Here is a 19,792-nt window from a genome sequence, read left to right as displayed (position 1 = left end):
TATTGTCAAATTTTTAAGGAGTATCATGCCTGAAGAGCGGCGAAGCGAATTGGGAGAAGCGGTAACGGAGCTGATACTGGATGTGTTCCGGCTGAACGGCCGATTGCAGATTGCCGGTGACCGCCTGGTTTCCGGGCTGGGACTGACAAGCGCGCGATGGCAGATACTTGGCGCCATTGCCTATGCGGAAAAGGCGGAAACTGTCGCCTGGCACGCCCGTACCATGGGTGTTCACAGGCAGGGCATTCAAAGGATCGTCAATGAGCTCAAGCGCGAAGGGATCCTGGAGTTCCAGCCCAACCCTCAGCACAAACGCGCGCAGCTGGTCGTCATGACGCCCAAAGGAAAGGACCTGTACGATGCCGCCATTGCAAAGCAGATCCCCTGGGTAAACGCGCTTGCCAGCGGCCTGCTGCCGGAGGAAATTGCAGCGGCGCAGCACGTTATTGGCCGTCTCAAAGCGCGGCTGGAGGAAGCGGCTCTGCCCCAGGAAGACAGCAGCAGCGCAAGCTGACGCTGTGGCTGCCGAGAACTAACGCTCTTTCGCCAAACAAAAAGCCCCGCAGATATCTGCGGGGCTTTCCGTTTTTTAAGCCGTGAGGCCGGGGAGATTAGTCGCCCGACTTCAGTGCGGCGCCCAGGATGTCGCCCAGCGATGCGCCGGAGTCCGAGGAGCCATACTGTTCCACTGCTTCTTTCTCTTCCGCAATCTCGCGCGCCTTGATGGACAGGCCCAGGCGGCGGGTCTTGGAGTCGACGTTGGTGACGCGCACGTCGACCTTGTCGCCAACCGAGAAACGCTCGGGGCGCTGGTCGGCACGGTCGCGGGACAGGTCGGAGCGGCGGATGAAGGACTTCATGCCTTCGTATTCCACTTCGATGCCGCCGTCTTCGATTGCGGTCACTTCCACGGTCACGATCGAGCCGCGCTTCACGCCGCCCACGGCTTCAGCGAACTTGTCGCCGCCCAGGGCTTTGATCGACAGCGAGATACGCTCTTTGTCGACATCCACTTCGGAGACAACGGCCGAAACCATGTCGCCTTTGCGGTAGTTCTGGATCGCGTCTTCGCCGCGCTCGTCCCAGGACAGGTCGGACAGGTGAACCATGCCGTCGATGTCGCCGTCGAGGCCGATGAACAGACCGAATTCGGTGATGTTCTTGACTTCGCCTTCGACCTGAGTGCCCTCGGGGTTGTTCTCGGAGAACACTTCCCACGGGTTGCGCATGGTCTGCTTGAGGCCCAGGGACACGCGGCGCTTGGCACCGTCGATTTCCAGAACCATGACGTCGACTTCCTGGGAAGTGGAGACGATTTTGCCCGGGTGGACGTTCTTCTTGGTCCAGGACATCTCGGAGACGTGGACCAGACCTTCGACGCCCGGCTCCAGCTCAACAAATGCACCGTAATCGGTGATGTTGGTGACGCGGCCCTTGTGCACGGAGGACAGCGGGTACTTGGCGCCAACCAGATCCCACGGATCTTCCTGCAGCTGCTTCATGCCGAGGGAGATGCGGTGGGTCTCTTTGTTGATCTTGATGACCTGAACCTTGACGGTTTCGCCGATCGACAGGATCTCGGAGGGGTGGTTCACACGGCGCCATGCCATGTCGGTGACGTGCAGCAGGCCGTCAACGCCGCCCAGGTCAACAAACGCACCGTATTCGGTGATGTTCTTGACGACACCGTCCACGGCCTGGCCTTCGGACAGGTTGCCGATGACTTCGGCGCGCTGCTCGGCGCGGGACTCTTCGAGGATCGCACGGCGCGAAACCACGATGTTGCCGCGGCGGCGGTCCATCTTCAGGATCTGGAACGGCTGCTTCAGACCCATCAGCGGGCCGGCATCGCGCACGGGGCGGACGTCAACTTGCGAGCCGGGCAGGAAGGCAACAGCGCCGCCCAGGTCGACAGTGAAGCCGCCCTTGACGCGGCCGAAGATCGCGCCTTCGACGCGCTGATCGTCTGCGTATGCTTTTTCCAGGCGGTCCCAGGCTTCTTCGCGGCGGGCCATCTCACGGGAGATGACGGCTTCGCCACGGGCGTTTTCTGCCGAACGCAGGAAGACTTCCACTTCGTCGCCGACTGCGATTTCAGCGGCTTCGCCGGGGTTTGCGAATTCTTTCAGATCAACGCGGCCTTCCATCTTGTAGCCGACGTCGATGATGGCCTGGCCGGCTTCGATTGCCAGCACTTTGCCTTTGACAACCGAACCTTCGTCCGGGGTGTCCATTTCGAAGCTTTCGTTCAGGAGGGCTTCGAATTCCTCCATCGATGCGTTTTGAGCCATGAGGTCTCAGGTTTCCTTTACTAGTGTTTCTGGCCGGGCGGTTGTCTCCGCCGGTCTTGGTTAAGCCAGTCCAGAACGTGGCCCGGAGCACATCTGATCAAACAAACACAAAGGGCCGAGGTAGTCCTCAGCCCTGCTCAGATATGCCGTCCGGACGTTGGCCGCCCGTGTTCTGACAGCGCGCGATATAAGCGGATTCCCGGGCGCGCGCAAGGGAAAAGCCCTGCATGGCAAGGGGAAGAGGGTTTTACGGCGGCTGGCTGCCCGCTGCCGCTCTCTGCGGACGGTTCAGGGTGCCTTGTGGCTGTATTCCTGTTCCAGCAGGACGACACCCACAAACACGTAGTCAACCGACACCCCCTCCCCCCGCAACGGCAGGTAGAGTTCGGAGGTGCTGCGGTATTCCGGCAGCGGTCCGACATAGGGCAGTGCAGCGAGCAATGGCCGGGAGGTGGATGCCACTTCGTGAAAACAGCTCCAGATCATCGATCCGGGTCCAAAGCCGGGATGTTCGGACAGCCGGGTGCCGACGTACTTGCGACTCAGCGTGTTGATGATCTTGTTGCGGATATACAGCGCCTTGAAGTCAGCAGGTTCACCGGTTTGTGTCCGTTCTATTTCAAACACTGACAGGATGTTCGGTGCCGGATGGGCATTTGGCAGTTCGAATTGGGTGAGCCGCGGGAATTTCCCGTCTTCAGCAGCGTTCCGCCAGTGGAAGAAGACCTGCTTCAGCTCCGGCTGCAATTCGCCTGCAGAGAAATCAGAAGTAAACACGCTTGGGCAGCCCCGGCAAAATCACACCACTCTGCGGCCCTTTGGAAGCGGCAAGAGCCGTACCTTAATCAATAACACTCAGCTGTTAATGTAGCCTGAAATCAGCGCATTAAAGGATTCAATTCGAATTGATTGCCTTTCGTGTTCCGCACGGGAGGCAGCAAGCGGCCGGAAATGCCGCCTGCTGCCCTCATGCGGGGAATGCTCAGGCGATCTCTGTCACGATGGTTTCACGGGATTTGCGCACTTTCTTCATTGGCAGCAGCCAGTCGCCGTCTTCGGCGCGGTAGCCCAGCGGCAGCAAGAGTACCGAGCGCAGGCCCCTGTCCTTGAGGCCCAGTATCTCGTCGATTTTCTCCGGCGTGAAACCTTCCATCGGGGTGCTGTCCACTTCCAGCTCAGCCGCGGCGGCCAGCGCAAAGCCCAGCGCGATATAGGCCTGGCGGGCGGCGTGGTCGTGGTTGGTGCGCGACTCGCGCGGCAGGTAGGTCGCCTTGAGGTTATCGTAATACTGGTTCAGCATCGGGATCTCGCCCCGTTCCTCGGTCATCTGGCGGGTGACGGCGTCGATGCGGTCTTCGGAGTAGTTGTCCCAGGCGGCAAAAACGATCAGGTGCGAGCCGTCAGTGATCTGGGCCTGGTCCCAGGCGTGCGGACGGATCTGCGCGCGGATTTCCGGGTTGGTGATCACGAAGACCTCAAACGGCTGGGTGCCGGAGGAGGTCGGCGCCATGCGGATCGCCTCGATGATCTGGTCGACCTTCTCCTGCGGAACCGCCTTGGAGGGGTCCATCTTCTTGGTGGCGTAGCGCCAGTTCAGCTTCTCGATCAGGGTGCTCTTGCTCATGTGTCCGGTCCTTTCGGGGCCTTATGTGATGGGTGGTATAAATTTGTAACCGGCTATATAAGCGGTACCAGAAAGGGCACAAGAAGGCACATTCTTTAGCCCCGGTAACACGGAAGGAACCGCCATGGCGGAGGGTCAATGCCCGGAATGCGGGCGCATCAACGAAGTGCTGTCGCGGGTCGGCGACCGCTGGAGCGTGCTGATCGTGATTTCATTGGCGCAATACGGCGTGCTGCGCTTCAACGCGCTGAAGCGGCATCTGGGGATATCCCAGCGGATGCTGAGCCTGACCTTACGCGAGTTGGAGCGGGACGGGCTGGTGAGCCGCACCTATCACCCGACGATCCCGCCCAAGGTGGAATATTCGCTGACGCCGCTGGGCGAGTCGTTCCGCGAGCCGGTCAGGGCGCTGGGACTTTGGGCGCTGGAGCATCTGCCGGTGATCGACGCGGCCCGGGCAGAGTTCGACGCTGCAGCCGAAGCGGACAAGAAGACCGCCTGAGGCGGCGGTCTTCGTGTCTAGGAGCAGGACCCACTAATACCGCAACGTCCAGACACGGACGTCCCGTTTCAGCATAGCCTGTTCAGCGGCGTCCAGCCGTGCGGCCGCGGCAGCTGGATCGCGGCTGCCGCCCGCCCTGGTCCAGATCCTGAGCGCTGAGGCCGGGCTCCAGGGCAGGCAGGCGGAGGCCAACCACTGCCGCAGCCCCGGCGGCAAGGCATCATAGGCCTGCATCGGATCCCCTGCCCTGCGCCGCCGTTTCAGGCGGGAGTTCAGGTTGCGGCGCGCCCTGCGGTCAGCCATTGCGGCGCCAGCTTGGAAAGGGGTCCTCCAGGGAGGCCCAGGCCGGGTCGAAGCCATTCGCCAATTCCGGCATCAGGCAGGCGTCGAGGCGGGCGGTGGTGGCTTCCTTGTCGAGGCCTGCACCGATGAACACCAGTTCTTGGCGCCGGTCGCCCCAGGTCTCGTCCCAGTTCTGCAGGAATTCGCGCCGGGCCTCAGGATGCGTGGGCCAGCGTTCCGTTGGCACCGCCGCCCACCACAGGCCCAGCGGGCGGACCGAGGAGATGGCGCCGGCCAGCGAGAATTCAGCGGCCCATTCCGGGCGGGTGGCCAGCCAGAAGTGACCCTTGGCGCGGATCACGCCGGGCAGGTCGCCATTCAGCAGCGCATGGATCTTGGCAGGATCAAAGGGGCGTTTGGCGCGGTAGACAAAGGAGGAGATGCCGTATTCCTCGGTTTCCGGCACATGGTGCTCAAACCCGTAGAGCTCCTTGGCCCAGAGGGGGTGCTCGTGGGCCTTGTCAAAGTCGAAGCGCCCGGTGTCGAAGATGCGGTCCCCGTCCACCTCGGAGAAGTCGGTCTGGATCACCTCGGCATCCGGGTTCAGCGCCTTGATCACCAGCATCGCCGCTTCTGTTTGGGCCGGCCCCGCTTCAGTTACCTTGTTCAGGATGATGACGTTGGAAAATTCGATCTGGTCGGTCAGCAGATTGACCAGAGTGCGGTCATCCTCGGCGCCCAGGCTTTCGCCGCGGTCGCTGAGGAAATCATGGCTGGAGAAGTCCTTGAGCAGGTTCACCGCATCCACCACAGTGACCATGGTATCGAGGCGGGCGACGTCCGACAGGCTTGCGCCCTGCTCATCCCGGAAATCGAAAGTTGCGGCCACTGGGAGCGGCTCGGCAATGCCGGTGCTTTCGATCAGCAGATAGTCGAACCGCCCTTCAGCCGCGAGGCGGCGCACCTCCTGCAGCAAGTCGTCGCGCAGAGTGCAGCAGATGCAGCCGTTGGTCATTTCCACCAGCTTCTCATCATGCCGCGACAGTTCCGTTCCGCCGCGCACCAAGTCCGCGTCGATGTTCACCTCGCTCATGTCGTTGACAATCACCGCAACCCGGCGGCCCGCGCGGTTGTTCAGGACGTGGTTCAAAAGCGTGGTCTTGCCCGCCCCAAGGAAGCCCGAGAGCACAGTTACCGGCAGTCTGTTGTTCGTCATTTGCGAATCCAATTATGTTATATCATAACAGTACCGTCTGCGAGATAGCACCCAGCTGCTCAGCTCACAACCCAGAAAGCCAGGAAACGGCAAGCATCCGGTGGAGCAATCCGCCGCCCGAGTGCCGCAAACTGACGTTCAGGCGCCGCCTTTCGCCTTCAGTCTAGGGAGAAGGACAAAATTGGGAGGGAAGGATGGCGCAGCAACCGAACTTACTGGTGATCATCTCGGACGAGCACCGCAAGGATGCGATGGGCTGCGCAGGACATCCCATCGTGAAGACCCCGAACCTGGATGCATTGGCGGCGCGCGGCACGATGTTCACCGCGGCCTATACGCCCTCTCCCATGTGCGTGCCGACCCGCGCGGCGCTGGCCACCGGGGACTGGGTGCACAAGACCGGCCACTGGGACAGCGCGACACCCTACGCCGGAGCCCCGCACAGCTGGATGCACGCACTGCGGGAGGCGGGCCGCGAGGTGGTGTCGATCGGCAAGCTGCATTTCCGCTCCGCAGAAGATGACAACGGGTTTTCCGAGGAAATCCTGCCGATGCATGTGGTCGGCGGCGTCGGCTGGGCGATTGGCCTGCTGCGGGAAAACCCGCCGTCCTATGACTCGGCAGCGGAGCTGGCGGGTGATGTGGGCACCGGGTCGAGCACCTATACCGACTATGATCTCGCCATCACCGGGGCGGCGGAGACCTGGCTGGCGGATCCCAAGCGGCAGCAGCAGCCCTGGGCGGCCTTTGTGTCCTTGGTCAGCCCGCATTACCCCCTCACCTGTCCAGAGGAGTGGTACAGCCTTTACGACCCGGCAGAGATGGACCTGCCCGTGGGCTATGGCGAAGGACTGCCGGAGCATGAGGAGCTGCGCAACATCGCAGGTTTCTTCAACTACGATGATTACTTCGACGAGCAGAAGATGCGCGAGGCCAAGGCGGCCTATTTCGGGCTCACCTCCTTTATGGATGATTGCGCAGGCCGGGTGATCCGGGCGCTGGAGGCCAGCGGCCAGCTGGCGAACACGGTGATCCTCTATGTGTCGGATCACGGCGACATGATGGGGGATCAGGGGTTCTGGACCAAGCAGGTGATGTATGAGCAATCCGCCGGGGTGCCGATGATCGCCGCCGGGCCGGGGATTCCGGCGGGGCAAAGGGTGGCGACCTGCACCAGCCTGACCGACATCGCCGCCACCGCGCGCGAGGTGTGCGGCGTGGCGGAGGATGCGGAGCTGCCGGGCGTGTCGCTGCGCGCGATTGCCAATGCCCCCTATGACGAGAGCCGCACCGGCTTTAGCGAATACCACGACGGCGGCTCGAAAACCGGCGCCTTCATGGTGCGCTGGGGCAAGTGGAAATATGTCCACTACGCCGGGATGCAGCCGCAGTTGTTCGATCTGGAAGGCGACCCGTATGAACTCGTGAACCGGGCGATGGACGGGGTGAATGACCCAGAAATCAGGGCGGCGCTTAGCGAAGGCGAACGGCGGCTGCACGCAATTTGCGACCCGGAGGAGGTGAACGCCCGCGCCTTTGCCGATCAGCGCCGCAGGATCGAGGAACTGGGCGGTGAGGAGGCCTGCCGCACCGCCTATGTCTTCAACCATACGCCGACTCCTTCGGAGCAGGACAAGATGCGCGAAGGCTCTCCATTGTAGCTCTTGCCGCCCGCCCTGCCCTTGCCTAGGGTCGCGGGCGGGAGGGCCGTGCCATGACACTGGAAGAAGCAATTGCAACCCAGCCGCTGTGGGTGCAGGTCTGGGTCAACATCCTGTTTCTGGGTGCCTTTGTGCTGCCGCTGGCGCTGCTGATCTGGAAACCCAGCCGGATCGCCGGACTGGTGACAGTGACGGCCAGTGTGCTGGCGGCTGGCGGTGTGTACTGGATCTACGGGCAGCTGGGATATGTGCGGCTTTTGGGGGTGCCGCATGTGATCCTGTGGACCCCACTCGTGGTCTGGCTGTGGCGCCAGCAGGCGCGCCCGGATATGCCCGTCTGGCCGCGGCGGATCATTCTGACGGTGTGCGCGGTGATCGTGGTCTCGCTGGTATTCGATTACGCGGATGCGGCCCGCTATTTGCTGGGAGAGCGGCAAGCGTACTGAACCGCCGCTGCCCCGCGCGCAAAAGTTTTCAGCAAAACTTTTGGCAATTTTCTTTCACAAGAAAATTGTGCCGCCCCTTCCAGCCCCGCGGCTCAGAGATCGATTTCCAGCACCCCGTCCGGCGCCTGCGCCCGGGACTGGCACAGGATGATGGCGCCCTCGCGCTGCTTATTCGACAGCACAAAGTCGCGGTGCTCGGCGTCGCCGGAGATCAGCCCGCACTTGCAGACGCCGCAGATACCGTCAGAGCATTTCACATCCACGTGGATGCCGCTGTCTGCCAGCGCTTCTGTGGCAGTCTGCTCTGCCGGAACCAGGATTTCCCGGCCTGATTTAGCAAGCTTCAGGGTGAAGGGATGGTTTTCGTATTCGGGCTGTTCGGGAACCGAGAAGTATTCCATATGGCGGGCCTCTTCCGGGAAGCCATTGGCTTCTGCCGCCTCCAGCACAGCCTGCATATAGACCTCCGGCCCGCAGGTATAGACGTGGCTGCCGGGCACGTATTGCAGCACTTCGTTCAGGTCTGCGCGGGTGCCCTGATCGGAGAAATGCAGATGCACCTTGCCCGCCCAGGGAACGCTCCGGAGGTCTTCCAGGAACCCGGCATTCGTCACTTTCGAACAGGAATAGCGGAACTCGAAATCCCGCCCCAGCGCGTGCAGGCGGTGGGCCATGGCGATCATCGGCGTCACCCCGATACCGCCCCCCATCAGGTAGGATTTGGCGGCATCCTCCACCAGCCGGAAGTGGTTGATTGGCTTGGAGATGAAGACCATGCGCCCCTCCTCGAAGATGCGGTGCATCAGCTTGGAACCGCCGCGGCCCTGATCCTCGCGCAGCACTGCGATCTGGTATTTCGAGCGGTCCGCCGGGTCGCCCGACAGCGAATACTGGCGGAAGAACTCCGGCGCGACGACCACGTCGATATGGGCACCGGCTGTTGCAGGCGGCAGCAGAGAACCGTCCGGGAGGGAGAACTCATACTTGGTGACGGCCTCCGTCACGTGCTCGACCTTCGACAGACGCACCCGCATGACCGGCGTAGCACCCTGATCGGCAGAATAGACATGCTCCGGCGGCAGGCCTTGCGCGCGGCGGCGCTTGTGCTCCGCTGCGGGTATCATCGCCTGATAAGCCGCGATCCCGGCCTCTCGGTCCATCGGGGCGGGCCAGGCATAGGGCGGCGGCGCCAGCGGTGCGGGATAGACCGCCAGGGTCTGGTCTTCGAACTTCAAGTCCAGATCTTTGGAGAGCTTGCGGGCATTCACGGGATGCTGCGAGGGGGCATAGGGTCCTTCGTCTACCATCTCCAGATCCCACCACCATTTTTTGGCCGTGTTGACCTCGCCATTGCCCAGCGCGTCGTCGAGTTTCGCCAAAAGCGGCGCGCTGCCGGGCACATTCATCGCGGCCCAGCGGAACGGCGCCTCTGCAAACAGCCCTTCCAGGTTCCAGGGACAGGTCTTCATGCAGCGGCCGCACATGGCGCCGCCGGGCACGGTGACCCGGTAGGTGGTGCATTTCTGGCTGTCGGATTTCCAGATCTCGTAGCCGTTGAACATCAGCTTAGGGCCCGCAGTGATAGCGCCGGAAGGGCATTCGCGGGCGCATTTATTGCAAGCCTCGCAGAACCGCTGCAGGCCGAAGTCGACAGGTTTGTCATGGGTCATGGGCAGATTGGTGGTCACGGCACCGGATTTCAGGCGGGGGCCGAGGAAGGGGTTCAGGATCACCTCGCCGATGCGGGAGACCTCGCCAAGGCCGGACAGCAGCAACAGCGGCGGCTGCAGCACCTCGCCGTCCATCACCGAATGCACCCGGGCGGTATAGCCGAGGTTGCGGATCTGTTGCGCGATCACCCCGCCCAGCAGCGAAAACCGCAGGTAGGCGCGCATCGACTGGGCGCAGGCGATCCAGTCGTCGCCGGAGGCGCCCTCCATCGTCTCATGGCCTTGGTCGATGATGATGCTGATGGCGTTTTCGTGGTAGGGGGCCAGTGGTTCGCCTGCAGCGTCGTGGGAGTAGTAGGCCCAGTCAGGGCAGCGTGAGATCCCCACAGCGTCGCAACCGAGGAAATAGGCCGCAGCCTTGATGTTGGCGGCGTTGCGTTCAGCATCGGCGGCGCTGGGGTCAACCTGCGGTGCGGGCTCGCCGTCCTGCAGCAGCACGAAGGCCGCAAGCGAGGATCGGAAGGCAAAGGCGGAGGAGGACTTGCGGACATAGTTGCCGTTCTTCGCCGCTTCCTGCGGGCCTTTGCCAAGGTCGCCGAACAGGGAGCGTGCGAACATGTCGGCGCGCTTTGGCACGCGCGCCACGTTCACCTCGTCAATATAGGTGGTGGGGTCAGCCACCCGCTTCAGGGTCTCGAACGGGTGCGGGCCGTCCATGAAGCGGCGCTTGGCATAGGGGTCGCGGCTGGCAGCGCTTTTGGCGTGGCTACCAAGGCCCAGCCGGTATTTGAGGCCCGGCGCCTGCCCCGGCACCAGCGGCAGATCGGCGGCCAGTTCCAGGGTGGTGGTGACGGCGGCGATGCCGAAGCGATTGCCAAGGAACGGGTTTGTCAGCACGCCATCCTCGCAGGTGGCAAGCCCCGCCTGCACCGCCAGCTGGCCCAGATGCACATCACTGGCGGCACCGGTATGCGCGCGCGCCTCCCACCCCAGCAGGCGGATGTAATTGGCAAGCGTCACCACGGTTTCTGCCGCCCGCAAGCAGGCGCGCTGATCCTGTGCATCCGCCAGCCAGTCGGTGCCGTCTTCACCGGCTTCAGGATCACGCGGGAACTCGTAGATGCAGACCAGCGCATGCGTGTGGTGGCGGCAGTCCGCGGGCGGGGCCTGCATCGCCTCGCGCAAGGAAGCCATCACCACGTCGATGCCGGAGGCGAAGGTTTTGGTCTGCTTGCTGCGCAGGGTTTCCGAAAGCGCCGCCACATCCGGGTTCACCAGCGGCGCCTCCAGCCAGGCGCCGGAAGGCACCGCGCAGGCACCGGCCAGAGAGGCGTCGCAGAAGTAGCCGAAAGCCTTCAGATGATCGGTGCGCTCCTGCCGGTCCGAAGGGATTTCTGCGCGTTCCTTTTTCACCAGTCCTTCGCGGGTGGCGTCCAGCATCGCCTGGTAGTCGCGCATCGCATTGACGAGGGAGAGCGGTGCATCGGGGCGGCGGAAACTGACCTGCTCCTGTGGCGGCAGCGCGTCCAGCCCTTCCGGCCCGGCCTGCCGGTTCAGGGTCTCCATCGGGTACGGCCCCAGGTGCACGGGCCGGTTGCGGTAGGAAAACAGTTTGCCCATGGATGGCCCCTTTGAGTTACAGCTTGGCGACGATGCGCGGCTCGTCCTGCAGCAGCTTGACGGCGGACTGGCGCAGCTCGGAAAGCTCTTCACCGCTCAGCTTGGCCTCGAAATGCGCGGCGTTCTCCTGCGCGATGGGCAGAACCGCCTGCAGCGCCGCCTGGCCTGCAGCGGTCAGCATCACCCGGATCGAGCGCCCGTCGCCCTCTCCGCTGCGGCGGGTGATCAGCCCGCCCGCCTCCATCTGCCGCAAGGCGCGGGAGGTGGCGGTGCGGTCGATGCCGATGAAATCCGCAATCTCCGAAGGCGTTGCCAGTCCCTCCTCCCCTGCAGCCAGCAGCACGCACCAAGTCACGCGTGTCAGCCCGTGTTCCGCGATGCGCTGTTCAAAGCGGCGTTCGATCACACGCGCCAGCATGGTGATCTGGTAGCCAAGGGAGTGATGCAGGTGAAAGCGTGTCTGGGTCATGATAATTGACAATGTCAACTATCTGCCCGTCAAATGCCAGCGAATTCTGCACATGCCCTCTTGGCGGGCTTTACGGTTGAGCGTAACGCGAACTGCGCCCTGCCGCGGGCGTTGCATCAGCGCGGACAGCCTGTATCGTCAAATCAGGCATGCTTCCAGGAGAACAGCATGAAATTCCGCTTTCCCATTGTCATTATTGACGAAGATTTCCGCTCCGAAAACTCCTCAGGCTCCGGCATCCGCGCCTTGGCGCAGGCCATCGAGGACGAAGGGTTCGAGGTGCAGGGTGTCACCGGTTACGGCGACCTGTCGCAATATGCGCAGCAACAGTCCCGCGCCAGCGCCTTTGTACTGTCGATCGACGACGAGGAGTTCACCCCCGGACCGGATCTGGACCCCGCGGTAGTCGCCCTGCGCACCTTCATTGAGGAAGTACGCTGGAAGAACGCCGATGTGCCGATCTATATCTACGGCGAGACCAAGACCAGCCGCCACTTGCCCAATGACATCCTGCGGGAGCTGCACGGCTTCATCCACATGTTTGAGGACACGCCGGAGTTTGTCGCCCGCCACATCATCCGCGAGGCGAAGAGTTACCTGGAAAGCATCCAGCCGCCATTCTTCAAGAAGCTATTGGATTATGCCGAGGACGGCTCCTATTCCTGGCACTGCCCGGGGCATTCCGGCGGCGTGGCGTTCCTGAAAAGCCCGGTCGGGCAGATGTACCACCAGTTCTACGGCGAGAACATGCTGCGGGCCGATGTCTGCAACGCGGTGGAGGAGCTGGGGCAGCTGCTGGACCACAACGGTGCGATTGGGGCGTCGGAACGCAACGCGGCACGGATCTTCAACGCCGATCACTGTTATTTCGTGACCAATGGCACCTCGACCTCCAACAAGATGGTCTGGCACCACACGGTGGCGCCGGGCGATGTGGTGGTGGTGGACCGCAACTGCCACAAGTCGATCCTGCATTCGATCATCATGACCGGCGCCATCCCGGTGTTCCTGAAGCCGACCCGCAACCACTGGGGGATCATCGGCCCGATCCCGCATTCGGAGTTCGAAATCGAGAGCATCAAGGCCAAGATCCGCGCCAACCCGCTGCTGGAGGATGTGGATGCCGATGCGGTGAAACCGCGGATCCTGACCCTGACCCAGTCGACCTATGACGGGGTGCTGTACAACACCGAGGTGATCAAGGGGCAGCTGGACGGCTATACCGAGAACCTGCATTTCGACGAGGCCTGGCTGCCGCATGCGGCCTTCCACCCGTTTTACGGCAGCTATCACGCGATGGGCCGCAAGCGGGCGCGCACCAAGCATTCGGTGACCTATGCCACCCAGTCGATCCACAAGCTGCTGGCGGGCATCAGCCAGGCCAGCCATGTGCTGGTGCAGGACAGCGAGGAGACCAAGCTGGACCGGCATCTGTTCAACGAAGCCTATCTGATGCACACCTCCACCAGCCCGCAGTATTCGATCATCGCCAGCTGCGATGTGGCGGCAGCGATGATGGAGCCGCCGGGCGGCACCGCGCTGGTCGAGGAAAGCATCATGGAGGCCCTGGATTTCCGCCGCGCCATGCGCAAGGTCGACGAAGAGTACGGCGCCGATGACTGGTGGTTCCAAGTCTGGGGGCCGGAGGATCTGGCCGAGGACGGCATCGGCAGCACGAAAGACTGGGTGCTGAGGAAAACCGATGCCGACGGTGTGCAGGCAGGCGGCGAGGACAGCTGGCACGGCTTTGGCGACATGGCGCCGGGCTTCAACATGCTGGACCCGATCAAGGCCACCATCATCACCCCGGGCCTCAATTTGGACGGCCGGTTCGAAGACTGGGGCATCCCCGCCTCGATCGTGACCAAATACCTGGCCGAGCACGGCGTGGTGGTGGAGAAGACCGGGCTCTATTCCTTCTTCATCATGTTCACCATCGGCATCACCAAGGGCCGCTGGAACTCGCTGCTGAGCGCGCTGCAGCAGTTCAAGGACGACTTTGCCCGCAACCTGGCCGTGCCGCGCGCGATGCCGGAATTCTGCGCCAGCCAGCCGCGGTATGAGCAGATGGGCCTGCGCGACCTGTGCGAACATGTGCATGCGCTGTACTCCAAAAACAACGTGGCACGGCTGTCGACCGAGATGTACCTGAGCGACCTGACCCCAGCGATGAAACCGAGCGATGCCTTCAGCCACATCGCCCGGCGCACCACCCAGCGAGTGCCGATAGATGATCTGGAGGGGCGCATCACCACCAGCCTGGTGACCCCCTACCCGCCCGGCATTCCGCTGCTGATCCCCGGCGAGGTGTTCAACAAGAAGATCGTGGAATACCTGAAGTTCAACCGCGCTTTTGCGCGGGACTGTCCCGGTTTCGAGACCGACATTCACGGGCTGGTGCAGGAGACCGGCCCTGACGGGGTGACCCATTACTTCGCCGACTGCGTGGCGGAATAACGCAAAAGGGCGGCCGTGCTTCCGCGCGGCCGCCCCTGTACTTCAGTCTGATCCAGCAAGCTCAGACGGGTGATTACCCGGCCGGCACGGCGTTGCTGACCAGTTTGCCGACGGTCAGGCCGTTCACCTTGGCCACGATGGCGGCAGCGTCCAGCCCTTGGTGGCGGTAGAGATCGCCGATGGTGCCGGTCTGACCGAAATGCTCCACCCCCAGGGGCACGGTCTGGTGGCCGGCAACCCCGCCCAGCCAGGCAAGCGTCGCCGGGTGGCCGTCGATCACGGTGATCACCTTGCAGTGCGGCGGCAGTCCGCCCATCAGCGTTTCGATGTGGGACCTGGCGGTGGCATTGCCGCGCGAGCGCGCCCGCTGCGCCGCGGTCCAGCCCGCGTTCAACCGGTCGGCAGAGGTCACCGCCAGCACGCCCACGTCGCGGCGGCTTTCACCGATGATACCCGCGGCCTTGATCGCCTCCGGCGCCACTGCGCCCTGATAGGCAATTACAACATCGCAGTTTGGCCCCGGCTTGCGCAGCCAGTAGCCGCCGTCGATGGCGCCCTGGCGGAAGTCCTCGTCGGCGCGCTTTCCGGGCTGCTCCATCGGGCTGGTGGTGAGGCGCAGATAGACCGATCCGCCGGTCTCGTCGCGCAGCCAGGTGCGCTCATCCGGATCGCCCTCGCCGTCGCGCTGCAGGTAGTCGAAGGCCCATTCCATGATCACCGCCAGTTCATCGGCAAAAGAAGGCTCAAACGACGCCAGCCCGTCCTGCGACATGCCGATGAGCGGCGTGCCGATGGACTGATGCGCGCCGCCCTCGGGTGCCAGGGTGACGCCGGAGGGCGTGCCCACGATCATGAAACGCGCGTCCTGATAGCAGGCATAATTCAGTGCATCGAGGCCGCGGCAGACAAAGGGGTCGTAGACGGTGCCGATGGGGATCACCCGCTTGCCGAACAGCGAATGCGACAGGCCCGCGGCACCCAGCAGCAGGAACAGGTTCATCTCCGCGATGCCCAACTCCAGGTGCTGGCCCTCGGGGGCGAAGTTCCACTTCGCGGTGGAGGGGATGCGGTGCTCGATGAAGGCGTCCTGCTGCACCTCACGGGCAAACAGCTTGCGCCGGTTGACCCACGGCCCCAGCCCGGTGGTGCCGGTCACATCGGGCGAGGTGGTGAGGATCCGCGCCGCCAGTTCGCTGTCCCCCTTGGACAGATCATCAAGGATCTTGCCAAAGGCCATCTGGGTGGAGATTTCGCGGGAGGTGTCGATGGCAATCGCGGGCACCGGCAGCGGCGCGTCGAAATGGCGGCGCGGGCCTTCGGCAAAGAACGGCACCTGGCGAAGAAAGCCTTGCAGCGCGGCGGGGTCGGCGACGGTGGCGAAGGGCTCCCACTCCTCCCCTGCGGCGACGCCCATATGGGCCTGCCACTCCGCCATCTGCGCCTTGGTCATCAGGCCGCCGTGGTTGTCCTTGTGGCCGGCAATCGGCGTACCCCAGCCCTTGACCGTATAGGCCAGGAAGCAGACCGGGCGGTCGTGGGTGATGGAAGCGAACACATCCGCCATCGTCTCGACGCAGTTGCCGCCGAGGTTTTCCATCAGCTCAGCCAGTTCATCATCGCTGCGCTTCTCAATCAGCGCACTGACATCGCCCTGGTCGCCCAGATCATCCATCAGGTGCTGCCGCCAAACCGCGCCGCCCATGTAGGTGAGCGCGGAATACTGCTGGTTCGGGCAGGCGTCGATCCAGGCGCGCAAAGCTTCGCCGCCCGGCTCCTCGAACGCGGTCCGCTGCAGGGCGCCGTATTTCACCCGCACCACGTCCCAGCCGAAAGCGTCAAAGATCTTCTCGATCCGCTCGAACAGGCCTTCGCGGACAATGCCGTCCAGCGACTGGCGGTTGTAGTCGATGATCCACCAGGTGTTGCGCAGATCGTTCTTCCAGCCCTCCTGCAGCACTTCGTAGATGTTGCCCTCGTCCAGTTCTGCATCGCCCGCCAGTGCCACCATGCGGCCGGTGCGGGCATCCTTGCCCCAGTCCTTGGCGGTGATGAAGTCCTGCACCATGGAGGCCAGCGCGGTGATCCCGACACCCAGCCCGACAGAGCCAGTGGAGAAATCCACGTCATCCACGTCCTTGGTGCGGCTGGGATAGCTTTGCACACCGCCGAAGCCGCGGAAGTTCTCCATTTTCTCGCGCGTCTGATTGCCCATCAGGTACTGCATCGCGTGAAAGACGGGCGAGGCATGCGGTTTCACCGCCACCCGGTCGCCCGGTTTCAGCGCCGAGAAATAAAGCGCCGTCATGATCGACACCATCGACGCCGAAGAGGCCTGGTGCCCCCCGATCTTGATCCCGTCCGCCTTGGGGCGGATGTGGTTCGCGTTGTGGATCATCCAATGCGACAGCCACAAGAGCCGCTGTTCGATGGTCTTGAGGTGGGTCAGATCGGGGCGCATGGCTCTCTCCTTACTCGGCGGCGTGCTGCACGGGGGCGGGCAAGGCCTGTTCCAGATCGGCCAGAATGTCGGCCACATCCTCCAGCCCCACCGACAGGCGGATCAGCCCGTCGCTGATGCCGTGCTCGGCGCGCTCTTCCGGGGTGTAGGTCGAATGGGTCATCGAGGCCGGATGCTGGATCAGGGTTTCCGCATCGCCCAGCGATACCGCCCGCTGGATCATCTGCAGACCGTTCATGAAGGCAATGCCGCCCTGCAGGCCGCCCTCGACCTCAAAGGCGATCATGGCGCCGGGCTGTGCCATCTGGCGCTTGGCCACATCGGCCTGGGCAAAGCTCTCGTGCCCCGGGAAGGACACCGACTTCACTGCCGGGTGGGCGGCAAGATAATCGGCCACGGTGACGGCAGAGGCGCAGTGGCGGTCCATCCGCAGCGCCAGGGTCTTGAGGCCGCGCAGGATCAGCATGGCATTGAAGGGCGCCATCACTGCGCCGGTCATGTCTTTCATACCGACCAGGCGGATTTCAGCAATCTGCTCCGCGGTGCCCGCGACAAGGCCCGCCACCACATCGCCGTGGCCGCCCAGGTATTTGGTGGCGGAATGCAGCACGATATCAGCGCCCAGCTCAATCGGGCGGGTCAAATAGGGGGTGGCATAGGTGTTGTCGACCACCACCTGCGCGCCTGCGGCATGGGCAATTTCAGATGCCGCCGCGATGTCCACCAGCCGCATGTTCGGGTTGGCCGGGGTCTCGAAATACACCACCCGGGTCTTGTCCGACACTGCTGCGCGCAGATTTTCCATGTCGGTCATGTCGACATGGGTGATGGTGACGCCCCATTTCGCCAGCCCGTGGCGCATGAAGGCAAAGGTGCAGCCATAAAGCGTCTTGTCCACGATCACCTCGTCACCGGGTGATAGCAGTGTCCACAGAACCGCAGTGATGGCGCCCATGCCGCTGCTGAGCGCCAGGCCCGCCTCGGCGCCTTCCAGCGTGGCTATGCGCTGCTCCAGCAAGTCGCAGGTCGGGTTGGAGATCCGGCTGTAGATATGGCCCTGGCGTTCGCCTGCGAACATCTCGCCACCGGCCTCGGCGGTCTCAAACGTGAAGGTCGAGGTCAGGTGCAACGGCGGCGTCAGCGCGCCTTCGTTGTCCTGCGGGTCATAGGCGTGGTGGATGGCACGGGTGGCAAAGCCGCCGGAGGTTTTCATGGGATGCTCCTGTCTGTTGTTACAGGCATCATCCGCCTGTTTCAGCGGCAGTGGATTGCGAATTATTTCTGAGTAGATATAATTTTTGGCAGATTATGCCAAACAGGACCTCAAAATGGACAGCAAGGACCGCCAGATCATCCGCGCCCTGCAGCGGGACGGCCGGATGACCAACCAGGACCTGGCGGAGGCAGTGAGTCTCTCCCCCTCCCCCTGCCTGCGGCGAGTGCGCAATCTGGAGGCCCAGGGCGTGATCCAGGGCTACAGCGCGGTGGTTGATGCCAAATCCTACGGGCTGCCGATCACCGTCTTTGTCCGCATCAAGCTGGAGCGGCACGGCGAGGCGGACGTAAAGAATTTCGAACGCAAGATGCAGCTGATCGACGAGGTGCTGGAATGCCACGTGCTGACGGGTGCAATGGATTATCAGTTGCGAGTGCTGGTGCCAGACTTGGAGGCCTATGAGGAATTCATCCGCACCCGCATCCACCCGGTCGGCGGCATTGCCTCCATCGACACCAGTTTTGTGTATGGAACGGTCAAGCGGACGGCGGTGTTTCCGCCTGCCCGCTAAGTTGCCAGCCGCCATTCAGGATCAGACCCTGACAGTCTGAAGAAAAAGCAAGAGCATCAGAGCCAGGGAAATTGCCGCCCCCATCGGCATTTTCCCCGGCGTCTGAAGCGAGGCCCACTGCCGCCAGCCGGCGGCGGCCTCTGTCCGGCCCAGCAGCGTCAAGGCCAAGGGCACGGTGAGCATTGCAGCGCTGAAACTCCAGCCAAAGACGGCAAGCGCAGAAGACGGCACAAACAGCATGGCCAGTGCCATCATCTTGACATCGCCGCCCGCCAGCACCCGCCCGCAGAACAGCGCGAAACACAGCGCAAAGACAATGCCAGCAGCCAGCAGCCGCAGCCCGGTTTCCGCCAGCGGCAGCAGCGGTGCTGTCAGCAGAAACACGGCTGCCAATCCCAGCATCTGGCGGTTGGAAATCCGCAGGCATCGCAGGTCCCCCAGCCCCGCATAGATCAGCACCGGGCTGGCCGCAGCCAGCGGCAGCAGCTCAACAAAGCCTGTCATGCAGCAGAACTCCGCCGCGGCGTCTGGCCGGCGAAGGTGTCAACCGAGACCAGCTGATAGACCAGTTCACTCATGTTGCGGGTGCGTGTCTTGGCGTAGATGTTGCGCAGATGGGTGCGCAGCGTCGATTTCGAGATCCCCAGGTCCGACTGCACCCGCTTGGCCGGCTGGCCCTTGCTCAGCAGAACGCAGACCCGGTATTCGGCGCGGCTCAGCTGGGCCGGGTTTTCCATGCTTAGCAGATGCGCCGCGACTTCGGCATTCCGGGCAACGCGGCGTTCCTTCAGGCAGGCCTCAGCATAGAGGCCGGGAGAGCGGTTGGTCCATGTCCGCACCAAAGTGCCGGAAATGATGTTCAGCAGCGCTTGCTGCACCGCACCAGGCCGGGTTGCGAAATGCAGCTCCAGGAAATCGGTGTGCTGCTCGCCCGAAGACAGCGGGATCACCGCCAGCTCCACCAGTTTGCGATCGCTGTGGAACCGGTCCAATGCCGGATCCGCCGCCTCATCGCTCATGGATTTGTACCAGATCAGCCCTGGTTTGGCCTTGTCCAGATAACTGCCCAGCACCGAGCAGGCAAAGGAGCGCTCCAATGGCAAGCCGTTTCCGCTGCCCGCGGCCCTGTCATAGATAACTGATCCTGAAGCCCGGCCCTTGCCAGCCGATACCCTGCAAATTGCAGCTGCTTCCCCCTTAATGGCCGCCGCCAGTCCGCTCAACGCGTCCCTGAAAGGCGCACAGCCGTGCAAACACTCACACCATCGCGCAATTGGCGCGATCATTCCGGCCTCAGCAGCCCGAATGG

The 19,792-nt window shown here is 63.2% G+C and carries 17 protein-coding genes; 6 read left to right on the top strand and 11 right to left on the bottom strand.

Features of this window, described 5'->3' with window-relative positions; genetic code table 11:
* Nucleotides 1-25 precede the first annotated feature (25 nt).
* Nucleotides 26-514, top strand: a complete 489-nt coding sequence (locus RA24_RS10560; RefSeq protein ID WP_039191426.1) for a MarR family winged helix-turn-helix transcriptional regulator — start codon at nucleotides 26-28, stop codon at nucleotides 512-514.
* Nucleotides 515-611: 97 nt separating this feature from the next.
* Here the strand turns inward: RA24_RS10560 and rpsA are convergent, their stop codons facing one another.
* The 3 genes from rpsA to RA24_RS10545 all read right to left on the bottom strand — a co-directional run bounded on the left by rpsA (nucleotide 612) and on the right by RA24_RS10545 (nucleotide 3,915).
* A complete protein-coding gene (rpsA, locus tag RA24_RS10555) occupies nucleotides 612-2,291 on the bottom strand; it encodes a 30S ribosomal protein S1 (RefSeq protein WP_019298078.1) in 1,680 nt (559 codons plus the stop codon).
* A 288-nt stretch (nucleotides 2,292-2,579) separates the two neighbouring features.
* Nucleotides 2,580-3,068: a hypothetical protein gene (locus RA24_RS10550; protein ID WP_039151161.1), complete on the bottom strand. Its 489-nt coding sequence runs from the start codon at nucleotides 3,066-3,068 to the stop codon at nucleotides 2,580-2,582.
* Between the two features lie 205 nt (nucleotides 3,069-3,273).
* Nucleotides 3,274-3,915: an NAD(P)H-dependent oxidoreductase gene (locus RA24_RS10545; RefSeq protein WP_039191423.1), complete on the bottom strand. Its 642-nt coding sequence runs from the start codon at nucleotides 3,913-3,915 to the stop codon at nucleotides 3,274-3,276.
* Between the two features lie 124 nt (nucleotides 3,916-4,039).
* Between RA24_RS10545 and RA24_RS10540 the strand changes: the two genes are divergently transcribed.
* Nucleotides 4,040-4,417: a winged helix-turn-helix transcriptional regulator gene (locus RA24_RS10540; RefSeq protein WP_039191421.1), complete on the top strand. Its 378-nt coding sequence runs from the start codon at nucleotides 4,040-4,042 to the stop codon at nucleotides 4,415-4,417.
* Nucleotides 4,418-4,450: 33 nt separating this feature from the next.
* Here RA24_RS10540 and RA24_RS10535 read toward each other — a convergent pair whose 3' ends face one another.
* On the bottom strand, nucleotides 4,451-4,720 hold the full coding sequence (locus RA24_RS10535; RefSeq protein ID WP_039191418.1) for a DUF6525 family protein: 270 nt from the start codon (nucleotides 4,718-4,720) through the stop codon (nucleotides 4,451-4,453).
* The gene (locus RA24_RS10530) at nucleotides 4,713-5,915 is read right to left on the bottom strand and encodes a GTP-binding protein (RefSeq protein WP_039191774.1); all 1,203 of its coding nucleotides are present in this window, start codon (nucleotides 5,913-5,915) and stop codon (nucleotides 4,713-4,715) included. Before RA24_RS10530 ends, RA24_RS10535 begins: the two co-directional genes overlap by 8 nt.
* 194 nt (nucleotides 5,916-6,109) lie before the next feature.
* Between RA24_RS10530 and RA24_RS10525 the strand changes: the two genes are divergently transcribed.
* Nucleotides 6,110-7,576 carry a sulfatase-like hydrolase/transferase gene (locus tag RA24_RS10525; protein WP_039191415.1) on the top strand — a complete coding sequence of 489 codons (1,467 nt, stop codon included), beginning with the start codon at nucleotides 6,110-6,112 and terminating at the stop codon, nucleotides 7,574-7,576.
* A 53-nt stretch (nucleotides 7,577-7,629) separates the two neighbouring features.
* Nucleotides 7,630-8,022 (top strand): hypothetical protein, encoded by a 393-nt coding sequence (locus RA24_RS10520; RefSeq protein WP_039191413.1) that lies wholly within the window; start codon nucleotides 7,630-7,632, stop codon nucleotides 8,020-8,022.
* A 92-nt stretch (nucleotides 8,023-8,114) separates the two neighbouring features.
* On the opposite strand, the gene RA24_RS10515 is transcribed toward RA24_RS10520, so the two are convergent.
* A complete protein-coding gene (locus RA24_RS10515) occupies nucleotides 8,115-11,312 on the bottom strand; it encodes a 2Fe-2S iron-sulfur cluster-binding protein (RefSeq protein ID WP_039191411.1) in 3,198 nt (1,065 codons plus the stop codon).
* 16 nt (nucleotides 11,313-11,328) lie between these two features.
* Entirely contained in the window at nucleotides 11,329-11,781 is a 453-nt protein-coding gene (locus RA24_RS10510) for a MarR family winged helix-turn-helix transcriptional regulator (protein ID WP_039191409.1), read from the bottom strand.
* A gap of 168 nt (nucleotides 11,782-11,949) precedes the next feature.
* Here RA24_RS10510 and RA24_RS10505 point away from each other — a divergent pair, with 168 nt between their 5' ends.
* The gene (locus tag RA24_RS10505; RefSeq protein ID WP_039151141.1) at nucleotides 11,950-14,238 is read left to right on the top strand and encodes an arginine/lysine/ornithine decarboxylase; all 2,289 of its coding nucleotides are present in this window, start codon (nucleotides 11,950-11,952) and stop codon (nucleotides 14,236-14,238) included.
* Nucleotides 14,239-14,311: 73 nt separating this feature from the next.
* Here the strand turns inward: RA24_RS10505 and RA24_RS10500 are convergent, their stop codons facing one another.
* Both RA24_RS10500 and RA24_RS10495 read right to left on the bottom strand, forming a co-directional pair.
* Nucleotides 14,312-16,696 (bottom strand): transketolase, encoded by a 2,385-nt coding sequence (locus RA24_RS10500; protein ID WP_039191407.1) that lies wholly within the window; start codon nucleotides 16,694-16,696, stop codon nucleotides 14,312-14,314.
* A 10-nt stretch (nucleotides 16,697-16,706) separates the two neighbouring features.
* Nucleotides 16,707-17,909, bottom strand: a complete 1,203-nt coding sequence (locus RA24_RS10495) for a methionine gamma-lyase (RefSeq protein ID WP_039191404.1) — start codon at nucleotides 17,907-17,909, stop codon at nucleotides 16,707-16,709.
* Nucleotides 17,910-18,024: 115 nt separating this feature from the next.
* Between RA24_RS10495 and RA24_RS10490 the strand changes: the two genes are divergently transcribed.
* The gene (locus RA24_RS10490; protein WP_029205017.1) at nucleotides 18,025-18,483 is read left to right on the top strand and encodes an Lrp/AsnC family transcriptional regulator; all 459 of its coding nucleotides are present in this window, start codon (nucleotides 18,025-18,027) and stop codon (nucleotides 18,481-18,483) included.
* A 21-nt stretch (nucleotides 18,484-18,504) separates the two neighbouring features.
* On the opposite strand, the gene RA24_RS21750 is transcribed toward RA24_RS10490, so the two are convergent.
* Together RA24_RS21750 and RA24_RS10480 are read right to left on the bottom strand one after the other, a co-directional pair.
* Nucleotides 18,505-18,987 carry a prepilin peptidase gene (locus RA24_RS21750; RefSeq protein ID WP_052269579.1) on the bottom strand — a complete coding sequence of 161 codons (483 nt, stop codon included), beginning with the start codon at nucleotides 18,985-18,987 and terminating at the stop codon, nucleotides 18,505-18,507.
* Entirely contained in the window at nucleotides 18,984-19,580 is a 597-nt protein-coding gene (locus RA24_RS10480; protein ID WP_039151135.1) for a helix-turn-helix transcriptional regulator, read from the bottom strand. Before RA24_RS10480 ends, RA24_RS21750 begins: the two co-directional genes overlap by 4 nt.
* Nucleotides 19,581-19,792 lie beyond the last annotated feature (212 nt).

This window comes from Leisingera sp. ANG-M6, from assembly GCF_000813905.1.
In the GTDB taxonomy this organism is placed as follows: domain Bacteria; phylum Pseudomonadota; class Alphaproteobacteria; order Rhodobacterales; family Rhodobacteraceae; genus Leisingera.
The sequence above is the reverse complement of the archived record's forward strand: the minus strand, read 5'-3'. Positions and strand labels throughout refer to the sequence as shown.

Coding starts and splice junctions, on each gene's coding strand:
- RA24_RS10520 (WP_039191413.1), top strand. CDS start 7,630: ATGACACTGGAAGAAGCAATTGCAACCCAGCCGCTGTGGGTGCAGGTC.
- RA24_RS10510 (WP_039191409.1), bottom strand. CDS start 11,781: ATGACCCAGACACGCTTTCACCTGCATCACTCCCTTGGCTACCAGATC.
- RA24_RS10545 (WP_039191423.1), bottom strand. CDS start 3,915: ATGAGCAAGAGCACCCTGATCGAGAAGCTGAACTGGCGCTACGCCACC.
- RA24_RS10530 (WP_039191774.1), bottom strand. CDS start 5,915: ATGACGAACAACAGACTGCCGGTAACTGTGCTCTCGGGCTTCCTTGGG.
- RA24_RS10490 (WP_029205017.1), top strand. CDS start 18,025: ATGGACAGCAAGGACCGCCAGATCATCCGCGCCCTGCAGCGGGACGGC.
- RA24_RS10505 (WP_039151141.1), top strand. CDS start 11,950: ATGAAATTCCGCTTTCCCATTGTCATTATTGACGAAGATTTCCGCTCC.
- RA24_RS10540 (WP_039191421.1), top strand. CDS start 4,040: ATGGCGGAGGGTCAATGCCCGGAATGCGGGCGCATCAACGAAGTGCTG.
- RA24_RS10560 (WP_039191426.1), top strand. CDS start 26: ATGCCTGAAGAGCGGCGAAGCGAATTGGGAGAAGCGGTAACGGAGCTG.
- RA24_RS10515 (WP_039191411.1), bottom strand. CDS start 11,312: ATGGGCAAACTGTTTTCCTACCGCAACCGGCCCGTGCACCTGGGGCCG.
- RA24_RS21750 (WP_052269579.1), bottom strand. CDS start 18,987: ATGACAGGCTTTGTTGAGCTGCTGCCGCTGGCTGCGGCCAGCCCGGTG.
- rpsA (WP_019298078.1), bottom strand. CDS start 2,291: ATGGCTCAAAACGCATCGATGGAGGAATTCGAAGCCCTCCTGAACGAA.
- RA24_RS10535 (WP_039191418.1), bottom strand. CDS start 4,720: ATGGCTGACCGCAGGGCGCGCCGCAACCTGAACTCCCGCCTGAAACGG.
- RA24_RS10525 (WP_039191415.1), top strand. CDS start 6,110: ATGGCGCAGCAACCGAACTTACTGGTGATCATCTCGGACGAGCACCGC.
- RA24_RS10500 (WP_039191407.1), bottom strand. CDS start 16,696: ATGCGCCCCGATCTGACCCACCTCAAGACCATCGAACAGCGGCTCTTG.
- RA24_RS10495 (WP_039191404.1), bottom strand. CDS start 17,909: ATGAAAACCTCCGGCGGCTTTGCCACCCGTGCCATCCACCACGCCTAT.